22 protein-coding genes and 1 pseudogene are annotated in these 23,572 nt (G+C 42.4%); 12 read left to right on the forward strand and 11 right to left on the reverse strand.

Annotated elements, in window-relative coordinates; genetic code table 11:
* Positions 1–486: nuclease A inhibitor family protein (locus tag HWQ43_RS25890; RefSeq protein ID WP_292738981.1), on the forward strand; the 486-nt coding region annotated here is incomplete at its 5' end.
* Positions 487–771: 285 nt separating this feature from the next.
* Here the strand turns inward: HWQ43_RS25890 and HWQ43_RS25895 are convergent.
* Genes HWQ43_RS25895 through HWQ43_RS25905 form a run of 3 tightly spaced genes read right to left on the reverse strand, consistent with a single transcriptional unit; the run spans position 772 to position 4,009 of the window.
* Positions 772–1,476, reverse strand: a complete 705-nt coding sequence (locus HWQ43_RS25895) for a DevA family ABC transporter ATP-binding protein (protein ID WP_292738983.1) — start codon at positions 1,474–1,476, stop codon at positions 772–774.
* A 53-nt stretch (positions 1,477–1,529) separates the two neighbouring features.
* Entirely contained in the window at positions 1,530–2,705 is a 1,176-nt protein-coding gene (devC, locus tag HWQ43_RS25900; protein WP_292738985.1) for an ABC transporter permease DevC, read from the reverse strand.
* The gene (locus tag HWQ43_RS25905; RefSeq protein WP_292738987.1) at positions 2,702–4,009 is read right to left on the reverse strand and encodes an HlyD family efflux transporter periplasmic adaptor subunit; all 1,308 of its coding nucleotides are present in this window, start codon (positions 4,007–4,009) and stop codon (positions 2,702–2,704) included. Before HWQ43_RS25905 ends, devC begins: the two co-directional genes overlap by 4 nt.
* Before the next feature lie 405 nt (positions 4,010–4,414).
* Between HWQ43_RS25905 and HWQ43_RS25910 the strand changes: the two genes are divergently transcribed.
* Positions 4,415–5,029 carry a TetR/AcrR family transcriptional regulator gene (locus HWQ43_RS25910; RefSeq protein WP_292738989.1) on the forward strand — a complete coding sequence of 205 codons (615 nt, stop codon included), beginning with the start codon at positions 4,415–4,417 and terminating at the stop codon, positions 5,027–5,029.
* 912 nt (positions 5,030–5,941) lie between these two features.
* Positions 5,942–6,202, forward strand: a complete 261-nt coding sequence (locus tag HWQ43_RS25915) for a helix-turn-helix domain-containing protein (protein WP_292739295.1) — start codon at positions 5,942–5,944, stop codon at positions 6,200–6,202.
* A 51-nt stretch (positions 6,203–6,253) separates the two neighbouring features.
* On the opposite strand, the gene HWQ43_RS25920 is transcribed toward HWQ43_RS25915, so the two are convergent.
* Positions 6,254–6,847, reverse strand: a complete 594-nt coding sequence (locus HWQ43_RS25920; protein WP_292738991.1) for a PAS domain-containing protein — start codon at positions 6,845–6,847, stop codon at positions 6,254–6,256.
* A gap of 588 nt (positions 6,848–7,435) precedes the next feature.
* On the opposite strand from HWQ43_RS25920, the gene HWQ43_RS33895 reads away from it, so the two are divergent.
* Positions 7,436–7,585, forward strand: coding sequence for a LuxR C-terminal-related transcriptional regulator (locus HWQ43_RS33895; protein WP_292809776.1), 150 nt, complete (start codon positions 7,436–7,438; stop codon positions 7,583–7,585).
* Positions 7,586–8,009: 424 nt separating this feature from the next.
* Here the strand turns inward: HWQ43_RS33895 and infC are convergent, their stop codons facing one another.
* Positions 8,010–8,522 carry a translation initiation factor IF-3 gene (gene infC, locus HWQ43_RS25925; protein WP_094352543.1) on the reverse strand — a complete coding sequence of 171 codons (513 nt, stop codon included), beginning with the start codon at positions 8,520–8,522 and terminating at the stop codon, positions 8,010–8,012.
* A gap of 215 nt (positions 8,523–8,737) precedes the next feature.
* On the opposite strand from infC, the gene HWQ43_RS25930 reads away from it, so the two are divergent.
* On the forward strand, positions 8,738–10,078 hold the full coding sequence (locus HWQ43_RS25930; protein WP_292738993.1) for a DEAD/DEAH box helicase: 1,341 nt from the start codon (positions 8,738–8,740) through the stop codon (positions 10,076–10,078).
* Between the two features lie 420 nt (positions 10,079–10,498).
* Positions 10,499–12,151 (forward strand): adenylate/guanylate cyclase domain-containing protein, encoded by a 1,653-nt coding sequence (locus HWQ43_RS25935; RefSeq protein ID WP_292738995.1) that lies wholly within the window; start codon positions 10,499–10,501, stop codon positions 12,149–12,151.
* Positions 12,152–12,310: 159 nt separating this feature from the next.
* Here the strand turns inward: HWQ43_RS25935 and HWQ43_RS25940 are convergent, their stop codons facing one another.
* Positions 12,311–12,934: a Uma2 family endonuclease gene (locus HWQ43_RS25940; protein WP_292738997.1), complete on the reverse strand. Its 624-nt coding sequence runs from the start codon at positions 12,932–12,934 to the stop codon at positions 12,311–12,313.
* 227 nt (positions 12,935–13,161) lie between these two features.
* On the opposite strand from HWQ43_RS25940, the gene HWQ43_RS25945 reads away from it, so the two are divergent.
* From HWQ43_RS25945 to HWQ43_RS25955, 3 genes are all read left to right on the forward strand, one after another.
* A complete protein-coding gene (locus HWQ43_RS25945; RefSeq protein ID WP_292738999.1) occupies positions 13,162–14,529 on the forward strand; it encodes an NAD-dependent succinate-semialdehyde dehydrogenase in 1,368 nt (455 codons plus the stop codon).
* Between the two features lie 100 nt (positions 14,530–14,629).
* Entirely contained in the window at positions 14,630–16,273 is a 1,644-nt protein-coding gene (locus HWQ43_RS25950; protein WP_292739001.1) for an acetolactate synthase large subunit, read from the forward strand.
* A gap of 245 nt (positions 16,274–16,518) precedes the next feature.
* Positions 16,519–16,812 carry a hypothetical protein gene (locus HWQ43_RS25955; RefSeq protein ID WP_292739003.1) on the forward strand — a complete coding sequence of 98 codons (294 nt, stop codon included), beginning with the start codon at positions 16,519–16,521 and terminating at the stop codon, positions 16,810–16,812.
* A gap of 32 nt (positions 16,813–16,844) precedes the next feature.
* Here the strand turns inward: HWQ43_RS25955 and HWQ43_RS25960 are convergent, their stop codons facing one another.
* Positions 16,845–17,159, reverse strand: a complete 315-nt coding sequence (locus HWQ43_RS25960) for a hypothetical protein (RefSeq protein WP_292739005.1) — start codon at positions 17,157–17,159, stop codon at positions 16,845–16,847.
* Positions 17,160–17,524: 365 nt separating this feature from the next.
* On the opposite strand from HWQ43_RS25960, the gene HWQ43_RS25965 reads away from it, so the two are divergent.
* Positions 17,525–18,607, forward strand: a complete 1,083-nt coding sequence (locus HWQ43_RS25965) for a class I fructose-bisphosphate aldolase (protein WP_292739007.1) — start codon at positions 17,525–17,527, stop codon at positions 18,605–18,607.
* Between the two features lie 90 nt (positions 18,608–18,697).
* Here the strand turns inward: HWQ43_RS25965 and HWQ43_RS25970 are convergent, their stop codons facing one another.
* Entirely contained in the window at positions 18,698–19,366 is a 669-nt protein-coding gene (locus tag HWQ43_RS25970; protein ID WP_292739009.1) for a ribonuclease, read from the reverse strand.
* Positions 19,367–19,625: 259 nt separating this feature from the next.
* On the opposite strand from HWQ43_RS25970, the gene HWQ43_RS25975 reads away from it, so the two are divergent.
* Together HWQ43_RS25975 and HWQ43_RS25980 are read left to right on the forward strand one after the other, a co-directional pair.
* Positions 19,626–20,792: a pyridoxal phosphate-dependent aminotransferase gene (locus HWQ43_RS25975; protein ID WP_292739010.1), complete on the forward strand. Its 1,167-nt coding sequence runs from the start codon at positions 19,626–19,628 to the stop codon at positions 20,790–20,792.
* 85 nt (positions 20,793–20,877) lie between these two features.
* Complete coding sequence (locus HWQ43_RS25980) at positions 20,878–21,132, forward strand: hypothetical protein (RefSeq protein ID WP_292739012.1); 255 nt, start codon at positions 20,878–20,880, stop codon at positions 21,130–21,132.
* On the opposite strand, the gene HWQ43_RS25985 is transcribed toward HWQ43_RS25980, so the two are convergent.
* From HWQ43_RS25985 to HWQ43_RS25995, 3 genes and pseudogenes are all read right to left on the reverse strand, one after another.
* Entirely contained in the window at positions 21,125–21,382 is a 258-nt protein-coding gene (locus HWQ43_RS25985) for a transcriptional regulator (RefSeq protein ID WP_292739014.1), read from the reverse strand. The genes HWQ43_RS25980 and HWQ43_RS25985 overlap by 8 nt on opposite strands.
* 337 nt (positions 21,383–21,719) lie before the next feature.
* Positions 21,720–22,306, reverse strand: a pseudogene (locus HWQ43_RS25990) (Uma2 family endonuclease).
* 76 nt (positions 22,307–22,382) lie between these two features.
* Positions 22,383–23,570, reverse strand: coding sequence for a tetratricopeptide repeat protein (locus HWQ43_RS25995; RefSeq protein WP_292739016.1), 1,188 nt, complete (start codon positions 23,568–23,570; stop codon positions 22,383–22,385).
* Positions 23,571–23,572 lie beyond the last annotated feature (2 nt).

Here is a 23,572-nt window from a genome sequence, read left to right on the forward strand (position 1 = left end):
TTCTTCAGGTTAAATTTTTGTTACATACTTATAAATTTTCCCACCCACCTACTTAAACCATTGAGTGAGAATACATTAACTTTAGTTTCAGAAATTAAAGCAATTACTTCAGAATTAGGAACAATTCATTTAGAAGGCGATTTTGGTGGTGGTTATTACTATAGCTATGAACACCAAATTGTCTATGCTGCTGAGACTAAAGAGCGGGCTATTGAAATGGGTTTACAGGCTTCGGGAATGTTGGAAATAAGTAAATTCCATAAATTTTACCCTGATAAACAATACTTTCAAGATGAGAATAGTGGCTCAGAAACCAAATACTTAAAATATCAGCAAGTAAATAAATTTTTAGCTTATTGTTTTCCAGAGGTAATGATGTATAGATTCAGCTTTTGGACTCAGGAAAATATATACATAATCGGTAAAGTTTTAGGTGGAGATTGGGTAGGGCTTTATCTAAAAAGTGAATTTGTTTATAATCCCTAAGAAGATGTTCATGATGCCTAAAATAGCCGTAAACTTAACCAGTTTAGGAATCAGTACTTAGCTAATTGTACTTACTACAATATCAGTTTTTGGGATGTTGGTTACACCTACGAGGTCGGACAAACCCCCGCAGGAGATTAAATAGGGGTGCGTTCAACGAGCGAATTTGAGTACAATCCTTAGAAAGAGTAGCAAAAACCTAATGTCTAAAAAGTCTGATTCGCAGTTCCAAAATCTCTTTAGTTCACAAATTTTATTTGTGAGAACTGCTCAAAAAGAATCTGCTTAAGATGCTGCAACAACAGCACGGTCATTTACTAATTTGCCATCTTCCATATAGACGATGCGATCGGCAATATCTAAAATGCGGTTGTCATGAGTAACCAAAAGAATGGTACAATCTTGTTCCTTAGCTAGTTTTTGCATGAGGTTAACCACATCTCGTCCCGATTTACTGTCAAGGGCGGCGGTGGGTTCATCTGCTAAGACTATTTTAGGACGACCAACCAACGCACGAGCGATCGCAACTCTTTGTTTTTGTCCCCCAGATAAATCATCAGGATAATAATTCAAGCGTTCTCCTAATCCTACCTCCTCTAATATTTGGGCTGACCGAGTTTTCATTTCTGCTGGCGAAATATTATTATGCACTTCCAAGCCCATTCTGACGTTTTGGAGTGCCGTTAAACTACCATGCAAGTTATGTGCTTGGAAAATATAACCGTTACTGCGTCGCACCTGGGTAAGTTGTGCTTTGCTAGCGCCACACAGTTCTTGTTCCAATATCTGCAAACTGCCGGATTGAGCAGAACGCAAGCCGCCTGCTAAGGTGAGAAGTGTAGTCTTACCAGAACCAGAAGGCCCTGTCATAATAATAATTTCGCCGGCGTTAATATCCAGGTTGATATCAAAGAGAACTTGTTTGCGGAGTTGACCATGACCAAAATAATGGTCGAGATTTTTAACAGAGATTACAGGTTGACTACTCATAAATAGCTTGATTACTCGTGATGCTCGTCATTTGCAAATGACAAATGACAAATTTAAAACATATCTGCGGGGTCAGCGGATTGTAATTTACGGGTGGCGATCGCACCAGAAATTACACACATAATCATAGTCAGAGTTAATACCGTCAAAGCTCGTGCTACGGTCATATAAAGTGGTAAATTGGTGGCATTACGAGTTAAATGATAAAGCCCTAAAGGTGCGATCGCTCCGGGAATAAACCCTAAAACTGCCAAAATAATCGCCTCTTCAAACACCACACCTAATAAATAAAGATTGTTATACCCCATTGCTTTGAAAGTGGCGTATTCTTTGATATGAGAATTTACATCTGTAGAAAGAACTTGATAGACGATAATCACGCCCACCATAAATCCCATTGCTACACCCAGGCTGAAAATAAAGCCGATAGCCGTATTTGTTTTCCAGTAATTTATTTCAAATTCGATAAATTCTGCTCTTGTTAAAACTTTAACATCATCATCTAAATAAGCTTCTAAAGTTGTTTTCATTTGCTTTGGGTCGTAGCCTGGTTGTAGTTGTACCAAACCGAGACTGACACCACTGGCTTCTCGTCTAGGAAATAGTCGCAGAAAGTTCTGGTCGTTGGTGATTAAAGTACCATCGGCGATGAAGGAAGCCCCGACTGAAAATAAGCCACTAATAGTAATTGTCCGGCGTTCTATTTCGGTTGTGACAGTTTTACCTTGGTCAATTTTAGCGATCGCATCATTATAATCTCCTCTAGAGGCGCGATCGAACAAAACGGTATCTGGTAGCTTAACAGCATCTATTTGGCGATTCACATCCGCTAAGTTAAACACTTGCCGATCGGGATTGAACCCCATAACTAATATTGTCGTCTTCTGATGTGTTTGGGGATTTTTCCAATCAATAATGTTGATATACATTCCTTCTGCTGACTTTACACCTGGTATATCCATTGCTTGATACAGCCGTCGCCGCGTAAAGCTAGACATATTTGCTAGGTTACGTGCTTGGGGGCTGATGACAAACATATCAGCCTGCATACTGCGATGCAGGATTGTGTTACTTTCAAACAGGGCAGTCTGAAACCCTAGCTGCATGAACATCAGAACATCGGCAAAGGCAATGCCTGACAATGCCACCAAAAGACGGCCTTTTTCATGACTCAGTTGCAGCCATCCTAAAGGCGTTCGCCGCCGCAGTTGCTGAATAAATCCAATCACAGTTCAATTACCGCCTTGACTTGCAAATTAGTTAAGCTAGAAGCATTTTGGCTAGATAGTTTATTCAGTTGCACATGGACTTCCACTACTCTGGCATCAATATTGCTAGAGGGATCGGCGTTAATCAGATTTTGCCGCTTTACCTGCATACCAATCCAATCCACTCTTCCCTCTAATTCATTGCGTAAAGAATCACTGCTTACCAGCACCTTTTGTCCCGGACGCACTTTCTTGATATCACTTTGGTAGACTTCAACTACTGCATACATCTGGTCGGTTTGACCTAGAGCCACAATTCCTTCGTTGCCAACAGTTTCTCCGGCTCGTGTATTAATCTCCAAAATTCGACCAGCTTTTGGAGCCACAACGTATGCCTGTGCCAGTTCTGCTCTAATTTTCTCCACGGTAGCTTGAGCGCTGTCTACCTCTGCTTGTGAATTTGCTATATCTGTGGGACGGACTTCAGCAGTTTGATTCAGGTTAGCTTTTGCTTCGTTAATCTGCTGTTGCAAGCTGGCGAGGGTTTGATTCTGGTTGGCTTTTGCTTCGTTAAGCTGCTGTTGTAGGGTTGCGACAGTTCTTGTCTGGGTGGCTTGGCTTTCAATTAACGTTTGAGTGGAAGTTTCGGCGTTTAAGCGTCTGCTATCAACTTCTTGGCTAGAAATTGCTCCTGCTTTGTATAAAGTCTCGTAGCGCTGCACGTCAGCTTGAGCATTACGTCTCTCGGCTGCTACGCGGGCCACTGTTGCTTGCAAGCTCCGTTGTTGTCCTTGCAGTTCTGCTTCTATACGATTAATTGTGGCTTGCTGAGTTTTAATATTTCCTTCTAGTTCTACTTGCAGACGATTGACGGTAGCTTGACGCGCTCCAATTTCTCCCTGTTTGGCTCCAGCTTTTACCTGGTTAAGGCGAGATTTGGCAACTTGAACTTGTTTTTGTGCTTCAATCAAACTAGCTTGTAGCCGATCGCGGTTGTCCATAATCGCAACTACCTGCCCAGCTTTAACGCGATCGCTTTCTTTGACTAATAGTTGCTCTACTCGATTTCCTTCATTAGAAGAAGGCGCTGACAGTTTTATTATTTCTCCCTTTGGTTCCAACCGCCCTAATGCTGTTACTGTTTTTACCACTGGCTGGACTGCTACTGGTGCTTTTTGCTTTTCATTAGTTGCAGCTTGAATCTTCATCACTGTATAAACACTGGTTGCGCCTATTGCTAGAGATGCAATTATTGCAAGTAGAAGTGGCGATCGCAAAAGATTCTGAGAAGACCTCAAACTCTCTGAATTCCTGTTTTCCCTCATGCTATTCCCCCCTTACCACCAGTAGCAACCTGTACTAAACTGTCCAGTTCAATTTATGCTAAACTAAACGGACTAGTTTAGTCAATAGGACACAACTAAGCTTGTCAATCAATTTGCTTGGCATTAGGGACTTGCAAAAAACAAATTATCCCAAATCATCTCTAGATTTGTATGGGCACAAGGTATTGCGTCTCTAGACCGGATATTTTTTAACTGGAAATCCCTTATGGTGTGGAATGCTATTCTCTATTGGGATTGATTGTCTACTACAAAAAAGTAGAGGAGAGGAAAGCTGATAATAGAGGCTTTGGGGCTTTATCAAAGGGTATATTTATTTTCGCCATTTTGTACTGGGGCATTTCGCAGCATCTATTAATATTGTTGATAAGAAAGGATAATTAATAAATGGTACGCATCAAAACTGACGAAGTTGATCGAGATAATTCCGTTGATAAAGTAGAGCAAATTCTGCAAGGTGCAATGCAAGAGTTTCTCCAAAATGGCTATGCTGGTACGAGCATGGATCGGGTAGCAGTAGCATCTGGTGTTTCTAAAGCGACAGTCTACAGCCACTTTCAAGATAAGGAAGGACTTTTTAAAGTACTGTTAGAGCAACTGACAAGCAAAAAAAACAGCTCCATTTTTGGTACAGAACCTATTGAGGGAGAACCAGCCGCCATCCTGCACCAAGTAGCAACCAAAGCATTAGAGCAGATGCTTAACGACAAAGAACATAGTGCATTTATGCGAGTACTAATCGGGGAATCTGGGCGTTTTCCTGAGTTAGCTCAAATTTGTGTGCGGACGATGATTAAGCCAGTAGCGGAAACTCTCACCCAATACTTGGCGGCTCCAGAATTAAAGATACCCGATCCTGAGGCGACAGCGAGAATTCTCTTAGGAGCATTAGTGCATTTTCATATTACTCAAAATGTGATGCATGGACAGGATATTATACCAATGGAAAGCGATCGCTTGATTGATGCCTTGACACACCTGATCGCAAAATGCGCCGATTGATTGGTTATATCCCGGCGCTTATTCGGTCGGAAGGTCAAATATCAACTTGATTGAGATCGTATCCGCCAAATTACCTATAATAAAAGAACCCTACCCCAACCCCCTGACAGGTGTAGGTTTTTTACAATTAGGAGGAGTTAAAGCGCAGCTTTGGCTCTTTGAGGTTCTGCGGGTTTAATAAGTAATCAAGCAGACATCATATAACTTAACGCTGGGAAATTTGACCCGGATTTCTCGCTTATGAGAAATCCGGAGGTGGGATACAATAAGCAAAGGATACGTTTAATTAATACGGATTCCAAAAGTTTACTTGGCGTAAAAACCTTAAAAAGGTATCAGCAAATTATTAAAAACTGCTGGCTAATATCTCTTCAAAATTGGCTAACCTCCCGTAGTTATGCTTATAGGACTTCGGATTGGCATACCTTAACAATATTAAAAATAGTCAATAAACAAGTTTTAACAAAAATATGGCTACTGAAAACCTTCTGCTCACCGCCCTGCCCCGCGAGGTGTACAAGCAGATAGAAAACAAAAATGGAGCAGGTCGAGCTTTCATACGGTGAGATACTCAACCGACCCGGCGAAACCATCGAAGAAGTCTACTTCCCTCTCACCTGTTTAATCTCAGTCACGATCACAATGATGGACGGCAGCACAGTTGAAGCCGGAGTGGTTGGAAGCCGCGAGATGGTAGGGATCAACGCTTTCATGGGCGGTCGAGAGACGACGCAGACCGAGTACATTGTTCAGGTTCCCGGCAACGCGGTGAAAATGAAGGCACATCTGCTGCTTGACGAGTTCGACACTAATAAGCAACTGCGGGACGTGATGCTTAAATACACCCAGGCTTATATCGCGCAAATCTCGCAGAATGTTGCCTGCAACCGCATTCATACTCTAGAAAAACGTATGGCCCGTTGGTTGGTTGAGTCCAGTGACCGTCTCTACGCAGATGAACTGTTCCTGTCCCATGAGTTCCTCTCGCACATGCTAGGCGTGCGCCGTTCTGGCATCACCGAAACCGCCCACCTCCTCGAAAAGAAAGGTCTGATCAAATGCGGTCGAAAGAAAATCCAAATTATTGATCGGCAGAGGCTAGAAGAGGCTTCCTGTGAGTGTTATAGGGTAATCAAACAGGAATACGATCGCCTGCTAAAGTTTAAAGTATAGAGATAACGAATAAAGTCTTTCTCACCTTTCTAGCGATAATAGAGGCTACTGCTAGACGTGATGAATGTCGCGCACCATCCAGCGTAAGCCTGTTAAATTGCCTTTAACGTCGCGGATAGGAGCTACAGTTATAGCAGCCTCAAAAGGCTCACAGTCACGGGGCTGTATGCGTAATATCCACTCTTGCATATAGTCACACTCAGACCTGTGCATCTGGTTTAGTTGGCAACGAAACGTCTGACGTTCTTCTACTGCAATGAAACAGACCAATGGTTTGTTTACCAAAAATCGTTGTTGAAGATTGAACAGTGTGGCACTAGCACGATTAGCTGACTGAATTTTTCCTTGTATGTCGCTTACCAAATAGGCATTTGGTATGAACTCGAACAGGTCTTGGTAGCGCTTGTATTCCTCTCTAAGCCGTGCTTGTACATTTACCAATTTTTGAGTTTGCTCGAATAGCTTCTGTGTAGCTATCTCTAGTATTTTTGAAGCAGTATCAAGTTCCTTCAAGGCTGCTAGCAGCAAATTGGCCTCTGGCTGTACTGCGGTGTTCGCATCTTGGTACAAGTTAGCTAAACGCCCTTGCAGTGACTGTAACTGCTGGGGAAACATATCTAGATTCATTATCAATCCAGGTGACATCTAACTAAGTTTCAATTCCTAAATAGAAAGAGACTGTTAACCAATTCCTAATGGGCTTTATCCCACCAATTGTTCATTACTGGCTAACCCAATAACGAGAAGCTAAGGGATATTGCCATCCATGAATTTGCTCCCAAGTTTCTTTCTTAGACATTCGGGATTGTCTATAGGACTCCTATTTTATTTTTGAACAAGACTCAGTACGGATCTATGCCTTCTTTCCTGTTCCCTATTCCCTATTCCCTGTTCCCTGCCCACGCAAGTAAATTCAGGAATCAAACCGGATTCCTATATATTTGAGTATTGTTTAAAGATTAAAAAACTTGACCGCTCCCAGTCAGTACGATTTCGTACAATATTATGAAAGTCCGCCGCAAGAGCCACCACGAGTTTTTAACGCCTGGCTTTGAACAAACCGCAAGTCAAGAGGTCTCTCCTGGCTGTAACCCGTAGAAATAAGAATTTCCGACAAGTCTGGGATTTCTATTTTCGACTCAATTTTATTAAAATCACAGCCAATTATTTTTCAAACAGCCTCTAATTAATACGAATTTTTATCCAACCCTATACAAAAGGTCTAGAAATTAGATGGATGATTTAAAGCAATTAGATAAGTATGCTTTTCAAGTCTTAACGATGATCGAGGAGGGGTATTCTAGCCGCCAGATTGCCCAGCAGTTTCATCTAAGTTATAAGACAGTAAAAGATATTGTGGAACGGTTTTCTCACTGGCGATAAAATGAAGATAATTTTCAATCCCCCAGTACCTCTGTTATACGTAAAACTCTCTTGCTTTTAACTTAAAAGCTATTAATTCATATTGCAGTACACGACCTAAAACCAAAAACCGCACTTATAAATGTCAGTGCGGCTTTGAGTTCCACAGAAATGGTTTTGACTTTATCAATATTCGTAGACAGGATCTGGGATGTTTCGATGTCCCAGTACTTGGGGTTATGACATTCCCCACTGGTTTAAGGTTCCATCCTCATCTCCACTATAGCTCTGTGCAAGCGTGACTGAATGCACAACGAAAAATCCCCTTGCTGTCTTAAATGGGGAGAATGTCAATGTTTTTTCCATAGAAGCTACAGTGTTGCCTCCGCGCTTTTTCGTTCTTTACAAGCTGTTACAAATAAAGCCTCCAGCGATCGCTAGATAACTAGGCAGGAATTACTTGAACAACTAAGGCGCGTTTATCCAGCGACTGGATTTTACCTACTTGACTGAGATCGTTTGCAATTCGGTCTAGCAGTTCTCCCGCTTTGTCACGATATTGATGTTCTCGGCCTCGTAAACGAATGGCAAACTTGACAGAATCGCCTTTACTCAACCACTGACCTGCTTGTTCGATGCGTAAATTGTAATCAGCCATACCCACGTTTAGACCGAATCGAACTTCTTTTACCGTGGGTCTAGCACTCTGGCTCTGACGTTTTTTCTTTTGATATTGTAGCTTGCCATAGTTGAGAATCTTGGCGATTGGAGCGTCTTTACCCTGGGAGACTACAACTAAGTCGAGCTCTAAGCTTTCAGCTAGCTGTAACGCCTCATTGGTGTCGATCAGACCACGATTATTATTCTCATGGTCAATTAAGAAGACGCTAGGTGACTTGATTTGTGAATTAATCAGTTGCTTTTGGATTGCGATAATGAATTTCTCCCATTTGTTCAATACTTTGCTTTACAAGCAGGTAATGCTAATTTAACACAACACTGAATCAGAGCAACTTTAACCACACAATAGACGACAATCTGATAGAATGAGGGACTGCGGCACTCGCTCTCAGTCTTTGCGCTACTGCCCATCCAGCTTTTCAATGATTTTTATCCGTCCGCCTAAGACTGACGCCATGATTGGCGACAGGCCGATGTTATTTTTGGAGTCTTATGTCTTTTTCCGATCTCGGCTTGTCCAATGAAATTATCCGTGCTGTTACCGAACGAGGGTACACGGAACCCACGCCAATCCAGATGCAGTCCATTCCTGCTGTCTTGTCGGGTAAAGATTTATTAGCTGGGGCACAAACTGGCACTGGAAAAACCGCTAGTTTTACATTACCGCTTTTGCATCGGTTGTCGTCTAACAAGAGCAAAGGTACGCCTAATGGATACCCACCAATCCGGGCGTTGATTCTCACCCCGACTCGCGAACTAGCTGCACAAGTGGAAGAAAGCGTGCGCGAGTACGGCAAGTACTTAAATCTTAACTCGATGGTGATGTTTGGCGGAGTCAGTATTAATCTGCAAAAACAGCGTTTGAGGAGTCGAGTGGATATTTTGGTCGCTACTCCAGGGCGACTGCTAGACCACGTACATCAGGGTACGCTGAATTTATCGCAGATTGAGGTTTTGGTGCTGGATGAAGCCGATCGGATGCTGGACATGGGTTTTATTAATGATATCCGCCGCATTCTCTCACTCCTGCCCAAACAGCGACAGAATTTGCTATTTTTCGCTACTTTCTCAGACAAAATTAAGGCACTGGCTGCCGGACTACTCAATAATCCGACGATGATTGAAGTGGCGCGCCGCAACGTTACCGCCGACACGATCGCCCAGAAAGTTTACCAAGTAGACCGTGACAAAAAACGCCAATTACTTGCTCATCTGATTCGACGAGATAATTGGTATCAAGTACTAGTATTCACTCGCACCAAGTATGGTGCTGACCGTTTAGTGAAGCAGTTGGGCGAAGACCGCATTCAAGCATTGGCAATCCACGGTAATAAGAGCCAGCCAGTGCGTACTAACGCTCTGGCCAAGTTCAAAAATGGCACCTTACAAGTATTGGTGGCGACAGACATTGCTGCTAGGGGTCTTGACATCAGCGAACTGCCCCATGTAGTTAACTTTGATTTGCCCAATGTACCAGAAGATTATGTTCATCGTATTGGTCGCACCGGTCGCGCTGGCGCATCAGGTGAAGCTGTATCGTTAGTGTGCATCGATGAACAGCATCTATTGAAAGATATCGAAAAACTGATTGAGCAACGCTTGCCGAAGGAAGTGGTTGCTGGTTTTGCGCCCAACCCCGATATCAACCCCGAACCAATTGCAAATGTACGGCAACATAGAGCCAAGCCCGGAAGTGAGAAGCGTGCGGCTCGTACTCCTAAACCGTTACCACAGACATCGGCTAAACGTAAAGCAGCGCCACCTGCCACCAATGGCGAGAAACCTGGCGCTCGTTCATCTGGATCGCGCCGTTCTGCTAAAAGCGATCGCTAATATTCGTTAGCTGTTCAATAGATTGATTTTGCACGGGTTCTGGAAAACCTCACTTTCATTCCTCTCGCGTACAAATTTTCGGTGTACACACAAGTCTCTTGGAGTTGTGCCAGAGACTTTTAATCCTCTCAACCCCCTCTGATATCAAGTCCGGCTAATCACTTATGATTAGCAAATCTGTGCAAAAATCGGAAAAGCCTCTTTCCCCCAGCAAGAACTGCGGTCTAAATGGTAAGTCTTTAGCCGGACACGATATGAACTGAAACTCTAGCAAAATTGCCTCATTCAATGTAATATCTGTCACATACAGTTGTCGGAATGCAGTTAACAGTGTCATAAAGAAAAGGTGAAGGTTAACCTGTAGGGTATAACTTACCTTAGACTTGCTTGACCCCTAGCTTCGATGGATCTATCACACTCATGACTGAACTGACGCTACGCCTACAAGAGGGAGATACCGAGACAACGATCGCAGTTGACCAAGATATATTTACAATTGGTCGTTTGCCTGAATGTAACTTGTACTTACCTTTTGGTGGAATATCCCGCAACCATGCTCGCCTGGTAAAAACGGCTGACGGTGTGTGGACTATTGAGGATCTGGGCAGCAAAAACGGGACGCAAGTCAATAAATATCTTGTTAACTATCCTCAAGAGTTACATCACGGCGATATCGTTTGGCTGGGCAATGTCAGCTTGGTAGTGCTGCTCACAACCCCTGTTTCTCAACCGACACCTGAGTATCCCGGAATTTCGGACATTAATGAGCAAAGAACAATCCTTCACAATGTCGAACAATTACAACAGCAATGGATTGCAGCTGATAGTAAGGATGGCAACATCAGCAATAAGGACAAAACCATTGCCCGTCTCAAAGACTTAGTGGACATAGCGAAAAATCTTTGTGCAGCCGCATCTATAGAAGAGATTTTTTCTCAGGTACAGCAAGTAGTTTTTCGTTATCTTGATAGTATCGATCGCTTGGCATTATTAATTGATGTCAATGGTTGCGGACAGTTGGAATTAATGAATGCTGCCACTCGAAACCTTTCCCAACAGAAACATCTCCCCTCTGATGGTAGTTGGATTAGTCGTAGTATTTGTCAAAAGGTATTTGAGGAAAAAGTCGTCATTCAAACCGGTGATACTCATCAGGATGAACGCTTTGCTAGCGAACAGAGTATTTTAGTCAAAGGCATTCGTAGCGCGATGGCAGTGCCTTTATGGGATGAAAATAAAGTTGTGGGCGTACTGTATGCCGATGCCAATTTTTCTTCTTACCATTGGGCAAATGAAGGTGAAGAAGAATTGAGCTTTTTTTCAGCTTTAGCAAACCTTGTAGCTTCTAGTGTGCAGCGTTGGCTACTGGTAGAGAAACTCAAAACTGAAGAGATGATTCGTCACCGACTAGAACGTTATCATTCTCCAGCAGTTGTACAGCAGTTGATATCTGTAGGCGGATTACCGGGTGGTCGTTTAGCTCCCGCCGAAAGCGAAATCAGCATTTTGTTTGCTGATTTAGTTGGCTTTACGGCAATTTCTGAAAGGTTAACACCAACTGCGATCGCTCAACTATTAAATAATTTATTTGAAGAAATGCTAAAAGAAGTGTTTGGTTGCGGCGGCACTTTAGATAAATATATTGGTGATTGTATTATGGCATTTTTTGGCGCTCCTGAACCGCAAGCAGATCATGCCGATCGCGCTGTTACTGCTGCCAAGGGAATGCTCACTCGTCTCGAACATCTGAATGCCAATGGTTTTTGGCACGAACCTCTGCAATTACGTATTGCGATTAATAGCGGTAAGGCTGTGGTGGGAGATGTCGGTAGTTCCCAAAGGGTAGATTATACGGCATTAGGCGCAACAATTAATCTTGCTGCTCGAATGGAAGCAGTTTGTCCCCCTAGTGAATGCGTGATTAGTGAAGCCACCCATAAAATGCTTTCAGAACCCTCTGACTTCCAAGAAATGGGAGATTATCGTTTCAAAGGTATTGAGCGATTAGTTAAGGTTTATCAGACAAAATTGCAGCCAGTACCAACAATTATTGCTCCAATCATTAATCTTTAGGTATTGGGCATAATGGGCAATAGGAAAAAATCACTAACTATGAATTATGTTAGGGGCTTCCAAATAAAAAATATCTAACTATCCTGGTTAGGATAAATCTGCTATGCATCGCTGTGACAGCCTCTCTCTTACGAAAGGTTGAATAGCCTGATGCTAAATTTAGCTGACCGTGCCAGCGCAAAAAATTTGCTCTGCGGTCACATTAAACTCTGGAAATGTTGGCGACTGGATACGGTCATCTCCTCGAAACTTACTAATGCAATACTCACCTTCTTCTAAACAGCAAACCAAAATAGTAGGTTGTTTGGGCTTGCCAATAAATTCTCTACCGCCCAATGCAGCATAATCTACAATCCAGTATTCAGGAATGCCCATTTCTTCATAATCAGCGTATTTTTTCAGATAATCATCACGCCAGTTTGTACTTACCACCTCAATTACTAAAGGAATTGATGCTGCTTGAGTAACAGTTGATTCTTTTTTCCACAGAGGTTCATTAAGTAAATTAGGCTGATTTAGTATCAAAATATCTGGGGAATAAGCAGACTCGTTTTCAACTGGTTTAATGAATACTGTTTTAGGGATGAAATAACGAAGATTTAAGCGACTATATTCTAAAGTAATTTTTGTGGCTAAAAATCCAATCACCTCTTTATGGTCGCCTGTAGGTGCGAATATCTCAATTATTACTCCATCATATAGTTCGTAACGTTTCCCTGTGTTATCTGGATATTTAGCAACAAATTCATCGAATGTAACTACTTTGCGTAAGACTTGAGTCATAGCTTGATTCCTCAATTGTGCAAATTATAGCAACTTTATTTGTATTTAATTAACCAATATTAATTACTTACTGATTGGTATATTTTATTTCAAAAATAATTGCAAAATCGTAATATGAAGCAACTAATTCTGGGTTAAAAGACTAGAATTTGGGTGGTAGCTTCCAGAATTGATCTGTGTAACACTAGGAAGCCTACCGAAGCTATTTTTTAACGGGAGGTCAGGTAATGGCGATCGCCACCATTAATCCCGCCACTGGGGAGACGCTCAAAACCTTTGAGGCGTTCAATGATGAAGAGATTGTCGCTAAACTCGATTTAGCTAATCAGACTTTTGAACACTATCGTCAGACTAGTTTCTCTGAACGATCGCAGTGGCTGCAAAAAACTGCTGATATTTTAGAGCAAGACAAAGCAGAATTTGCGAAGTTGATGACTCTAGAAATGGGTAAGCCATTTAAAGCTGCGATCGCAGAAGTCGAAAAATGCGCCGCCGTCTGTCGCTACTACGCCGAACACGCCCCTGGTTTCTTAGCTGATGTCAGTGTAAAAACTGATGCCAACCAGAGTTTTGTACGTTATCAACCAATGGGTGCAATTCTTGCGGTGATGCCGTGGAATTTCCCCTTCTGGCAAGTTTTTCGTTTTGCCGCACCAGCCCTGATGGCGGGAAATGTCGGCTTACTCAAACACGCTTCCAACGTGCCGCAGTGCGCCTTGGCAATTGAAGATATTATCCGACGGGCAGGTTTTCCTGAAGGTGCGTTTCAAACTCTATTAATAGGCGCAGCCAAAGTTGCCGATTTAATGGCTGATGACCGCGTAAAAGCTGCCACCTTGACAGGAAGCGAACCAGCAGGCGCATCTCTCGCCGTCGCCGCCGGTAAACAAATTAAAAAAACAGTTTTGGAATTAGGAGGAAGTGACCCGTTTATTGTGTTAGAAAGTGCTGACTTAGAGGCAGCAGTTGTCACAGCTACTACAGCGCGGATGTTAAATAACGGGCAATCATGTATTGCAGCGAAACGTTTTATTGTCGCAGATGCGATCGCAGACAAATTTGAAAAATTGCTTTTAGAAAAATTCGAGGCGCTGAAAGTAGGCGATCCCATGCAACCAGATACCGATTTAGGGCCACTGGCAACACCTGGGATTCTCCAGGATTTAGACCAACAAGTGCAAGGTGCGATTAGCAGCGGTGGTAAAGTCATCATCGGTGGACATCCTTTATCAGATCGTCCGGGAAACTTTTATCCGCCAACGATTATCATAGATATCCCCACCGACACACCAATCGCAAAAGAAGAATTCTTTGGCCCGGTAGCCTTGTTATTCCGGGTTCCAGATATCGATGCTGCCATCAAACTCGCTAATGACTCACCCTTTGGCTTAGGTGCAAGTGCTTGGACAACCAACGACCAAGAGAGCGATCGCTTGGTTGAGGAAATCGAAGCAGGTGCCGTATTTATCAACAGTATGGTCAAATCCGATCCTCGGTTGCCCTTTGGTGGCATCAAGCGTTCTGGATATGGCAGAGAATTGAGTATCCAAGGTATACATGAGTTCGTCAATGTTAAAACCGTGTGGGTTAAATGATTAGTCATTAGTCATTAGTCATTGGTCATTGGTCAAATGACAAAGGACTAATGACAAAGAACAAAAGTCTTATTCGTTAATAGAGTTGTCGGGAAATAAAATGAATACAGCAGAATTATTGGTGCAGTGTCTAGAAAATGAAGGAGTGCAATATATTTTTGGACTCCCTGGTGAAGAAAACCTGCACGTTTTGGAAGCGTTAAAACATTCTTCGATTAAATTTATTACGACTCGTCATGAACAGGGTGCAGCATTCATGGCCGATGTCTACGGACGCTTAACCGGAAAAGCCGGAGTATGTCTTTCTACTCTTGGTCCTGGGGCAACTAATTTGATGACTGGGGTAGCAGATGCTAACCTTGATGGTGCGCCCTTAGTGGCGATTACAGGTCAAGTGGGAACAGATAGAATGCACATTGAATCCCACCAATATTTAGATTTGGTGGCAATGTTTGCACCTGTTACCAAGTGGAATAAGCAGATTGTGCGACCGAGTATTACACCCGAAGTAGTGCGTAAAGCATTTAAGCGATCGCAATCCGAAAAACCTGGTGCAGTTCACATCGATTTGCCAGAAAATATTGCTGCCATGCCCGTCGAAGGCAAACCTTTGCGTAAGGATAATAGCGAAAAAACCTATGCATCTTTTGCTAGCATTCGGGCAGCCGCCGCCGCAATTTGCCAAGCTGTGAACCCATTAATCTTAGTCGGAAATGGAGCAATTCGCGCTCATGCAAGTGATGCCGTAACGCAATTTGCCACCTTGCTGAATATACCTGTTGCCAATACCTTCATGGGTAAAGGCGTGATTCCCTACACACATCAATTAGCTTTGTGGTCAGTAGGATTACAGCAAAGAGACTTCATTACCTGTGCCTTTGATAACACAGATTTAGTAATTGCGATCGGCTATGATTTGATTGAGTTTTCCCCGAAGAAATGGAATCGTAATGGTGAAATTCCTATTGTGCATATTGGGGTAAGTCCGGCGGAAATTGATAGTAGTTATATTCCTAATGCCGAAGTTGTGGGAGATATTTCAGATTCCCTCTATGAAATATTAAAATTAGCAGACCGCCAAGGTAAACCCGATCCTTTTGCTATTAGCTTAAGGTCAGAGATTCGGGCTGATTACGAACAGTATGCCCATGATGACGGATTTCCTATTAAGCCGCAAAAGTTAATATATGACTTACGCCAAGTGATGGGCCCAGATGATATTGTCATCTCTGATGTTGGCGCACATAAAATGTGGATGGCTCGTCATTATCATTGCCATAGCCCTAATACTTGCATAATTTCCAACGGCTTCGCAGCTATGGGTATTGCCATTCCTGGCGCTTTAGCAGCAAAACTGGTTCATCCCAACCGCAAAGTCGTTGCTGTCACAGGCGATGGCGGCTTTATGATGAATTCTCAAGAATTAGAAACAGCCTTACGTGTCGGAACGCCCTTTGTCACGATAATTTTCAATGATGGCGGTTATGGGTTAATTGAGTGGAAACAAGAAAATCAATTTGGCAAAGGAAACTCATCTTTTGTGCATTTTAGCAATCCTGATTTTGTCAAATTCGCCGAAAGCATGGGTTTAAAAGGCTACCGAGTTGAATCAGCTTTAGATTTGATTCCCACACTCAAAGAAGCCCTCGCTCAAGATGTACCCGCCGTGATAGATTGTCCCGTAGATTATCGGGAGAATCACCGCTTCAGTCAAAAAGCCGGCGAGTTGACTTGTGCGTTGTAAAAATTAGAGACGCGATTAATCGCGTCTGTACAAGAGTTAGGAGTTATTTATTCCTAACTCCTTTAGTGTTTTGGTACGGTACGTTAGCCTTTGGCTAACGTACCGCTTTACTTCACTTTATTTATAAATATATTTCTCCTCTTTCTTTGCGTCCTCTGCGTCCTTTGCGGTTCGTTAAAAAAACCACGAGTATACAACTACTCTGTGCAGAAATTATTGTCCTTAAGAATGAACAAGACCCCTCTATGCGGCGATTGGCAACTTTAGCGGATGTGGAAGCCGCGATAGCAGAAGCTTTGCAAAGTGGGGGCTTTTTCTTCGCTGACATTCAAAACAACCAAGTAGACGCGGCTGGACAAGCTATTCTACGTTTTATCGCCGCTCAAGGGGAAGGGGCTATAGTTAGCTGCCAAACTCTATTGCAACACTTTCCTCATGCTGAGATTACTTTCAACTTGCTGTTGCAACGTGAATTAATTGAGGAAGTTGACGACGGCTATTGCTTCCAGGTGGAGTTGATTCGTCGCTGGTTTGTTTGAATCATGTCTGATAAGTTAAATTATGACAAATACTACTTGTGCTGGCGTAATAGCTCTACTATATATTCTTCTAGTTCTTGTTTTTCTCTGTTACTAGCATTTCGTTGATAAGTTCTTCCGGTTTCTTGAATAAACCTACGTTTCTCGCTGGGAGAAGATTTGAGTTTACCTCCATTTCCTTGCAGCTTTTCCTGTAATTCTTCCCAAGTCTTTTCACCTACACTTTCACCTAGTTTGACCAGTGCCTTTGGGAGTAACATTTTTGCCTCTCGTTGAAAATCTTCTTCTGTCTCAAGGGAAGCTAAATCTATATTGCTGAAGTCGATATCGATTTGAAACTTACTCATAGAATTGTATTTATTCTGTTCAAAATTATTAACCAAATCGAGGAAAGATGGGTTTTCAATTTTCAGTTACGATCCCAAGATAGTATGATTGTACTGTTTGATGTTGGTAACTGAAGTTGAAAATATCAATTCCGAAAGTTGATTGAATACTTCCGGTAGTATAGCCTTACTTAATCATTCATAACAAGATTCCCGACTTATTGAAATAAGTGGGAAATCTCAGCCTTTTGGTTTTCATTTATAAAAGAAGATTGCTATATATTCAAAAAGAATACACATAATTAATGACCGTACAACCAAGTTAGCAATATTAGAAATGCTATCTTAAAGGCAAGGTCATTTGCTCAAACTTTGAGGATAATACTATGACTACAACGCTCAAAGAGGCTAATTCTATTGAGTCATTGCTAGGTAAAGAGGCAGAAGACCTGCTTACCCACAAAGCAAAAGTTTCTCGTGATTTAATACATTTACCGGGGCCGGACTTTGTAGATCGAATCTGGCTCAACAGCGATCGCAATCCTCAAGTATTGCGTAATCTCCACCTACTTTATTCTACTGGTCGTCTGGCAAACACAGGTTATCTCTCGATTTTACCAGTAGACCAAGGGATTGAACACTCAGCAGGTGCGTCTTTTGCGCCCAATCCGATTTACTTTGACCCAGAAAATATTCTCAAGCTAGCGATCGCCGCAGGTTGCAATGCTGTTGCTACCACTTTAGGAACATTAGGCATCGTATCACGGAAATATGCCCACAAAATTCCCTTTATTGCCAAAATCAATCACAACGAATTGCTGACTTTCCCCAATCAATTTGACCAGGTATTGTTTGCGGATGTCGAACAAGCTTGGAATTTAGGGGCCGCGGCGGTAGGTGCGACAATTTACTTTGGTTCAGAGCAGTCTACCAGACAAATCCAAGAAATCAGCAAAGCTTTTAAACGCGCCCACGAACTCGGTTTGGCGACTATTCTCTGGTGTTATCTGCGGAATAACGCCTTTAAACAAGATAAAGATTACCACCTTGCAGCCGACCTCACCGGACAGGCGAATCATTTGGGTGTAACTATTGAAGCCGACATTATTAAACAAAAGTTACCCGAAAATAACAATGGTTACGGTGCAGTTGCCAAAGCCAGTGGTAAGAGTTACGGCAAAACCGATGAGCGCGTTTATACAGAATTGACAACCGATCACCCAATTGATTTAACTCGTTACCAAGTACTAAATTGCTACTCTGGGCGCGTGGGGCTGATTAATTCTGGTGGCGCGACTGGTAAAAATGATTTCGCCGAAGCAATACGCACCGCCGTAATCAACAAACGCGCTGGTGGTTCAGGATTAATTTCTGGGCGAAAAACCTTCCAACGTCCTTTTGAGGAAGGTGTAAAACTGTTTCATACCATTCAAGACGTTTATTTGTCGCCAGATGTGACGATCGCTTAGGGAGTGGGGACGGGGGACTGGGGAGTTAGGAGTTAGGAGTTATAACAATTCTTTCCCCCATGCCCCATGCCCAATGCCCCATGCCCCTTTTTATCTAACGTTTCTCAATAAGAAATCTGGCTGACCACAACTTTTTTGCGATCGCTTCAAAATCTCAGCGCTACAAATACCAGGTTCGCCATTTTTGGAATAACAAAAGAAGACTTCTTGCAAAAATCTTCCTGAACCAGAACAAAAAGGTGCTACACCATCAGCAGTAATTTGATTATTCGCACTCACGAATGAATTTTTAAAATTTGTAATTGTGGTACGTACAGGTTTATTAGGGCGATTGTAAGCTGCGGGAACAGCGATCGCATCTTTTAATTTTTTACTCAATCCCAAGTATTCCGCAGGAGTTTTCCCCGAACAAGTACCATGTTTTTCCCATTCATGATCGTAAAGTTTAGGGCTAGGAAACAAATTGGGAAAGCGTCGCTTTACTTCCGACGGTAATTTTTGCGTGGAACAATTAGCAGGATAAGCAGTTTGGTACTGCGGCCACAAACCATGTAGTACAAAACCGAGTTTTCTTCCAGAACCACACTGCTGCGGGTCACGAGTACCATTTTTTGCACAATAATCCGGCGACCAAGAGAGTGTCAGTACATAAAAATCAAATTTACCCGGAGTACCGCGATTTTGAGCAATGGCAGCATTAGGTATAAAAAGACCAGTAATTAGCAGAGAAGATGCAATTAAAAGTTTCTTAATCTGCATAAAAACAGTTAGTTTCCACTAAAACTAAAGTTATAGACGATACATTCTTAGGAGTCAATAATCAAACTGCTTTGCGGAGTCATTTGTCATTTGTCATTGGTCATTGGTCATTAGTCCTTTGTCATTAGTTATTTCTTATTCTCCCCTGCTCCCCTGCTCCCTCATCTCCTCAATCCTCAACGAATTCAGAAAAAGCAAATCTTGGTAGAGATTCTGGGATATCCTTAGATAAGTGAAAGATTTGCCAAAAATAGTAAGAATGAAGCTGGCAGCAAGAGTAAGTCAGGTAACACCTTCATTAACCTTAGCGATCGCAGCCAAGGCTAAGGCACTGAAGGCGGAGGGAATAGATGTTTGTAGTTTTAGCGCTGGAGAACCAGATTTTGATACTCCGGCGCATATTAAAGCCGCAGCAGTTAAAGCTTTGGATGAAGGCAAAACCAAGTATGGTGCAGCAGCCGGAGAACCAAAGTTAAGGGAAGCGATCGCCCACAAGCTTAAAATTGATAACGGTCTTGATTACAAGTCGGAGAACGTCGTTGTCACCAATGGCGGTAAGCATTCTCTGTACAACTTAATCGTGGCGCTAATCGATCCAGGTGATGAGGTAATTATCCCTGCACCCTACTGGCTAAGTTATCCTGAAATGGTGACTTTGGTCGGTGGAGTCTCGGTAATTGTTACCACAGATGCAACGACGGGTTATAAAATTACTCCCGAACAACTCCGTAAAGCAATCACGCCGAAGACGAAGTTATTTATCCTCAACTCCCCATCTAATCCCACAGGGATGGTTTACACGCCAGATGAAATAAAAGCACTGGCGCAGGTAGTAGTTGATGCAGATATCTTTGTCGTCTCAGATGAGATTTACGAAAAGATTCTCTACGACGGTGCAGAACATATCAGCATCGGTTCTCTAGGGAAGGAAATTTTTGACCGGACTTTGATTAGTAATGGGTTTGCGAAAGCTTATTCTATGACTGGGTGGAGACTTGGTTATTTAGCGGGGCCTGTGGAAATCATTAAAGCAGCCAGTACCATCCAAGGGCATAGTACATCTAACGTGTGTACCTTTGCCCAATATGGTGCGATCGCAGCGCTACAAAGTTCTCAAGATTGTGTCGAAGAAATGCGCCAAGCCTTCGCCAAACGCCGCCAGGTAATGCTAGACAGACTCAACGCCATTCCCGGATTGAGTACCGCAAAACCAGATGGCGCTTTTTATCTGTTCCCTGATATCAGCAAAACCGGTCTAAAATCCCTAGAATTTTGTGACGCTTTGCTGGGAGAACATCAAGTTGCAGTCATTCCCGGAATTGCTTTTGGCGCTGATGACAACATTCGCCTTTCCTACGCCACAGATATGGCGACGATTGAAAAGGGAATGGATAGATTGGAGAAATTTGTCAAGTCGCGTATTTAGTTAGTTGTCAGTTGTCATTTGTCATTTGTGAGGAGAATTTATCAACTCTTCAACTTTTGAACTCCACCTTTTCAACTCAGAACGGGTGGAGTTCATTTTTAAACCTCAAGTTCCGAGTTCCGAAGCTCAAGTTTCGTGTTCTAAAGCTCAAGTTCCGAGTTCCGAAGCTCAAGTTCCGAGTTCCGAAGCTCAAGTTTCGTGTTCTGAAGCTCAAGTTTTGTGTTCTAAAGCTCAAATTCCGAGTTTCGAAGTTCAAATTCCGAGTTCCGAAGCTCAAGTTCCGAGTTCCGAAGCTCAACTTTCGTGTTCCGAAGCTCAAGTTCCAGAAGTTTTTAGTTAAACATCGCTTGTTTCATTGGCTCTATGTCATCAAAAGATAACTCACGGGATTCAAGATAATATAAAATTACTTCAATAGGATCTCGTGCTTCGGTTGGGTAATACCTTTGCTCGTATGCTTTCACAAGCGTAGTTAAAACTTCCAAGCGGTCAAACTCTGGCGTATTGAGTTCTGCATCAAACAATCTTTCAATTTCATTAAGTGCAGCACGATAATCAGCTTCGGTGTGGATAAGATGGGTTTCAAGCATAGGTATTACTTCCTCAGATACTTATTGCATGTACGTTGTCATATTCTTTAAAGAATTATGCCCGTGAAGGCAATTATGCTGCCAATATCACCGAATATGAACGAAATATACGAAATAACTTTATCTCTTTATTCATAAAATATTAAAAAGTTTGATACCGTCAAAAGTTTTGATTTTAACTTTTGGGTTGGTATTTTTAGATTAGGTAACAATCGGGGAGAACTAGGGGAGGCAAGTCTTGAGACTATAAGTCAATACAATTAACTTAACTGTATTGAACTATACTCCAGTCTGATGTTTTATGTTTCCAGCTTCAAGTTTTTGAAGTTCTGCCTATTTACACAAACAACCGCGCTACAGTGCAAACAAAATTTGGTAACAGAGGTGAAGAGAGGTCATCTGTTGCGAATAATGTTGCTACTAATTTCAGAACTGCTTTTTCTCGGCGATACACTTCAACCTGTTGTAATTGCCAGTTTAAAATCCAATATTCTTGAACTCCTCTAGAAGCATATAATTTTAGCTTAACTTCGCGTAGGCGTAGCCCGCCGTAGGCATCGCGTCGCTCGTTTTGGACTCCAGGGAAAAGTACTTCTACAACCAATTCTGGCGCTCCCGTTAAATGTCCTTCTCGATCAAGTAAAATGGCGAGGCGTTCTTTACTTACCCAAACCACATCGGGAATAACATTATCTGCATCACTAAAAATAATTCCTGGTGTTGGGACAGCCTCACCAAGACCTGTTGAGAGTGACCAACTTCTTAATTCTGCATAAATATTACCAGTAGCTTTTGATGTCCCCAATGCGGTGCCCTAGTCACAAATAATTCCCCATCGATAATTTCGTAGCGATTACCGTTATCTGGCAATAACTCTAAATCCGCACTTGTCCAGCGTATCCGTTCATCAATGGTTTGACTCATAGGAATCTCTGAAATATTGATACTAATATCCTAATGTCATTTGTCATTCTCCCCTATGCCCAATGCCCCCTCACCTCTACATCAACTGCATCTCCTGCAATCCCTGGCGTAGCCTCTTCGCCTCTTCGGGATTATACCTCTCGTGAAGGGCGATCGCTTTTTTAAAAGCTGCTAAACTATCTTGATGATTGCCAATTTTGAGCAACACTACCCCTAAATTTTGATACGCTTCGGCATAGTTGGGATTTAAGGTAATTGCATGTTGATAATATACGATCGCATCTGTAAATAAACCCAAAGCCTTAAATGTCATCGCCAAATTATAATGTCCAAAAACAAAAGTAGGATCAATTTTCAAAGCTGTGGCATAAGCAGTTTTCGCACCGTTGAAATCTCCTGCTGCTTTGAGTAAGTTACCCAAGTTGTTGTATGCTCCTAATTTGAGCATGGGATAAATTGGCAATTTGATGGCAGCTTGATAGTGAGAAATCGCCTGTGGGGATTTTTGCAACCGACTGTAGGCAATGCCTAAATGGTAATGAAGTTCATATAAAATATCGTAGTTGTCTTTAGCAACAGTGATTCCATGTCTGACCAAATCCATACCTTGAGAAATTTTCCCAGTTTGCACATACAACGCCCCTAATTTACTGCAAACATAAGGATCGTTGGGATGAGTTGCCAGAAACCCTTCCATTGCTGTAGCGGCTTTGGCGTATTTGTTATTTTGAGCGATCGCACTTTTTTGATATCCTGTGTGTACAAGGGCAATCCCAGGTAAATAACCTATTTGCCAGTGGGGTTCTCTAGTTAAAATTTCTGACACACTATCATCTACCAAGGCATGGTAAGGACGGTCAAAACGAATATCTGGATGATTGCGGAATAGCCTGGAAACCAGAGAATAGGGAGATTGTTCTGCACCAACTTCCTGACGGACGAGGTTGATGAGCAAATATTCATCTCTTGCGATCGCCTCTCGTAACTGCGGTACAATTGCTGGAGTCAGAGTTTCGTCAGCATCTAATACCAAAATCCAATCACCAGTAACATATTTGAGAGCTGCATTGCGGGCAGCACTGAAATCATTACACCATTTAAAATGATGGACTTTTGCACCAAGTTGTTGGGCAATATTGGGAGTGCGATCGATTGAGCCTGTATCCAAAACTACCATTTCATCCACTACTTTTCTTACACTGCTCAGGCATTTAGGCAGTGTTGCTGCTTCGTTTTTCACAATCATGCATAGACTCAAACTCATAA

The organism is Nostoc sp. JL31 (assembly GCF_017114965.1).
Lineage (GTDB): Bacteria > Cyanobacteriota > Cyanobacteriia > Cyanobacteriales > Nostocaceae > Nostoc > Nostoc punctiforme_A.

Coding starts and splice junctions, on each gene's coding strand:
- HWQ43_RS25895 (WP_292738983.1), bottom strand. CDS start 1,476: ATGAGTAGTCAACCTGTAATCTCTGTTAAAAATCTCGACCATTATTTT.
- HWQ43_RS25905 (WP_292738987.1), bottom strand. CDS start 4,009: ATGAGGGAAAACAGGAATTCAGAGAGTTTGAGGTCTTCTCAGAATCTT.
- HWQ43_RS25910 (WP_292738989.1), top strand. CDS start 4,415: ATGGTACGCATCAAAACTGACGAAGTTGATCGAGATAATTCCGTTGAT.
- HWQ43_RS25915 (WP_292739295.1), top strand. CDS start 5,942: ATGGCCCGTTGGTTGGTTGAGTCCAGTGACCGTCTCTACGCAGATGAA.
- HWQ43_RS25920 (WP_292738991.1), bottom strand. CDS start 6,847: ATGTCACCTGGATTGATAATGAATCTAGATATGTTTCCCCAGCAGTTA.
- HWQ43_RS33895 (WP_292809776.1), top strand. CDS start 7,436: ATGGATGATTTAAAGCAATTAGATAAGTATGCTTTTCAAGTCTTAACG.
- HWQ43_RS25930 (WP_292738993.1), top strand. CDS start 8,738: ATGTCTTTTTCCGATCTCGGCTTGTCCAATGAAATTATCCGTGCTGTT.
- HWQ43_RS25935 (WP_292738995.1), top strand. CDS start 10,499: ATGACTGAACTGACGCTACGCCTACAAGAGGGAGATACCGAGACAACG.
- HWQ43_RS25940 (WP_292738997.1), bottom strand. CDS start 12,934: ATGACTCAAGTCTTACGCAAAGTAGTTACATTCGATGAATTTGTTGCT.
- HWQ43_RS25945 (WP_292738999.1), top strand. CDS start 13,162: ATGGCGATCGCCACCATTAATCCCGCCACTGGGGAGACGCTCAAAACC.
- HWQ43_RS25950 (WP_292739001.1), top strand. CDS start 14,630: ATGAATACAGCAGAATTATTGGTGCAGTGTCTAGAAAATGAAGGAGTG.
- HWQ43_RS25955 (WP_292739003.1), top strand. CDS start 16,519: ATGCGGCGATTGGCAACTTTAGCGGATGTGGAAGCCGCGATAGCAGAA.
- HWQ43_RS25960 (WP_292739005.1), bottom strand. CDS start 17,159: ATGAGTAAGTTTCAAATCGATATCGACTTCAGCAATATAGATTTAGCT.
- HWQ43_RS25965 (WP_292739007.1), top strand. CDS start 17,525: ATGACTACAACGCTCAAAGAGGCTAATTCTATTGAGTCATTGCTAGGT.
- HWQ43_RS25970 (WP_292739009.1), bottom strand. CDS start 19,366: ATGCAGATTAAGAAACTTTTAATTGCATCTTCTCTGCTAATTACTGGT.
- HWQ43_RS25975 (WP_292739010.1), top strand. CDS start 19,626: ATGAAGCTGGCAGCAAGAGTAAGTCAGGTAACACCTTCATTAACCTTA.
- HWQ43_RS25985 (WP_292739014.1), bottom strand. CDS start 21,382: ATGCTTGAAACCCATCTTATCCACACCGAAGCTGATTATCGTGCTGCA.
- HWQ43_RS25995 (WP_292739016.1), bottom strand. CDS start 23,570: ATGAGTTTGAGTCTATGCATGATTGTGAAAAACGAAGCAGCAACACTG.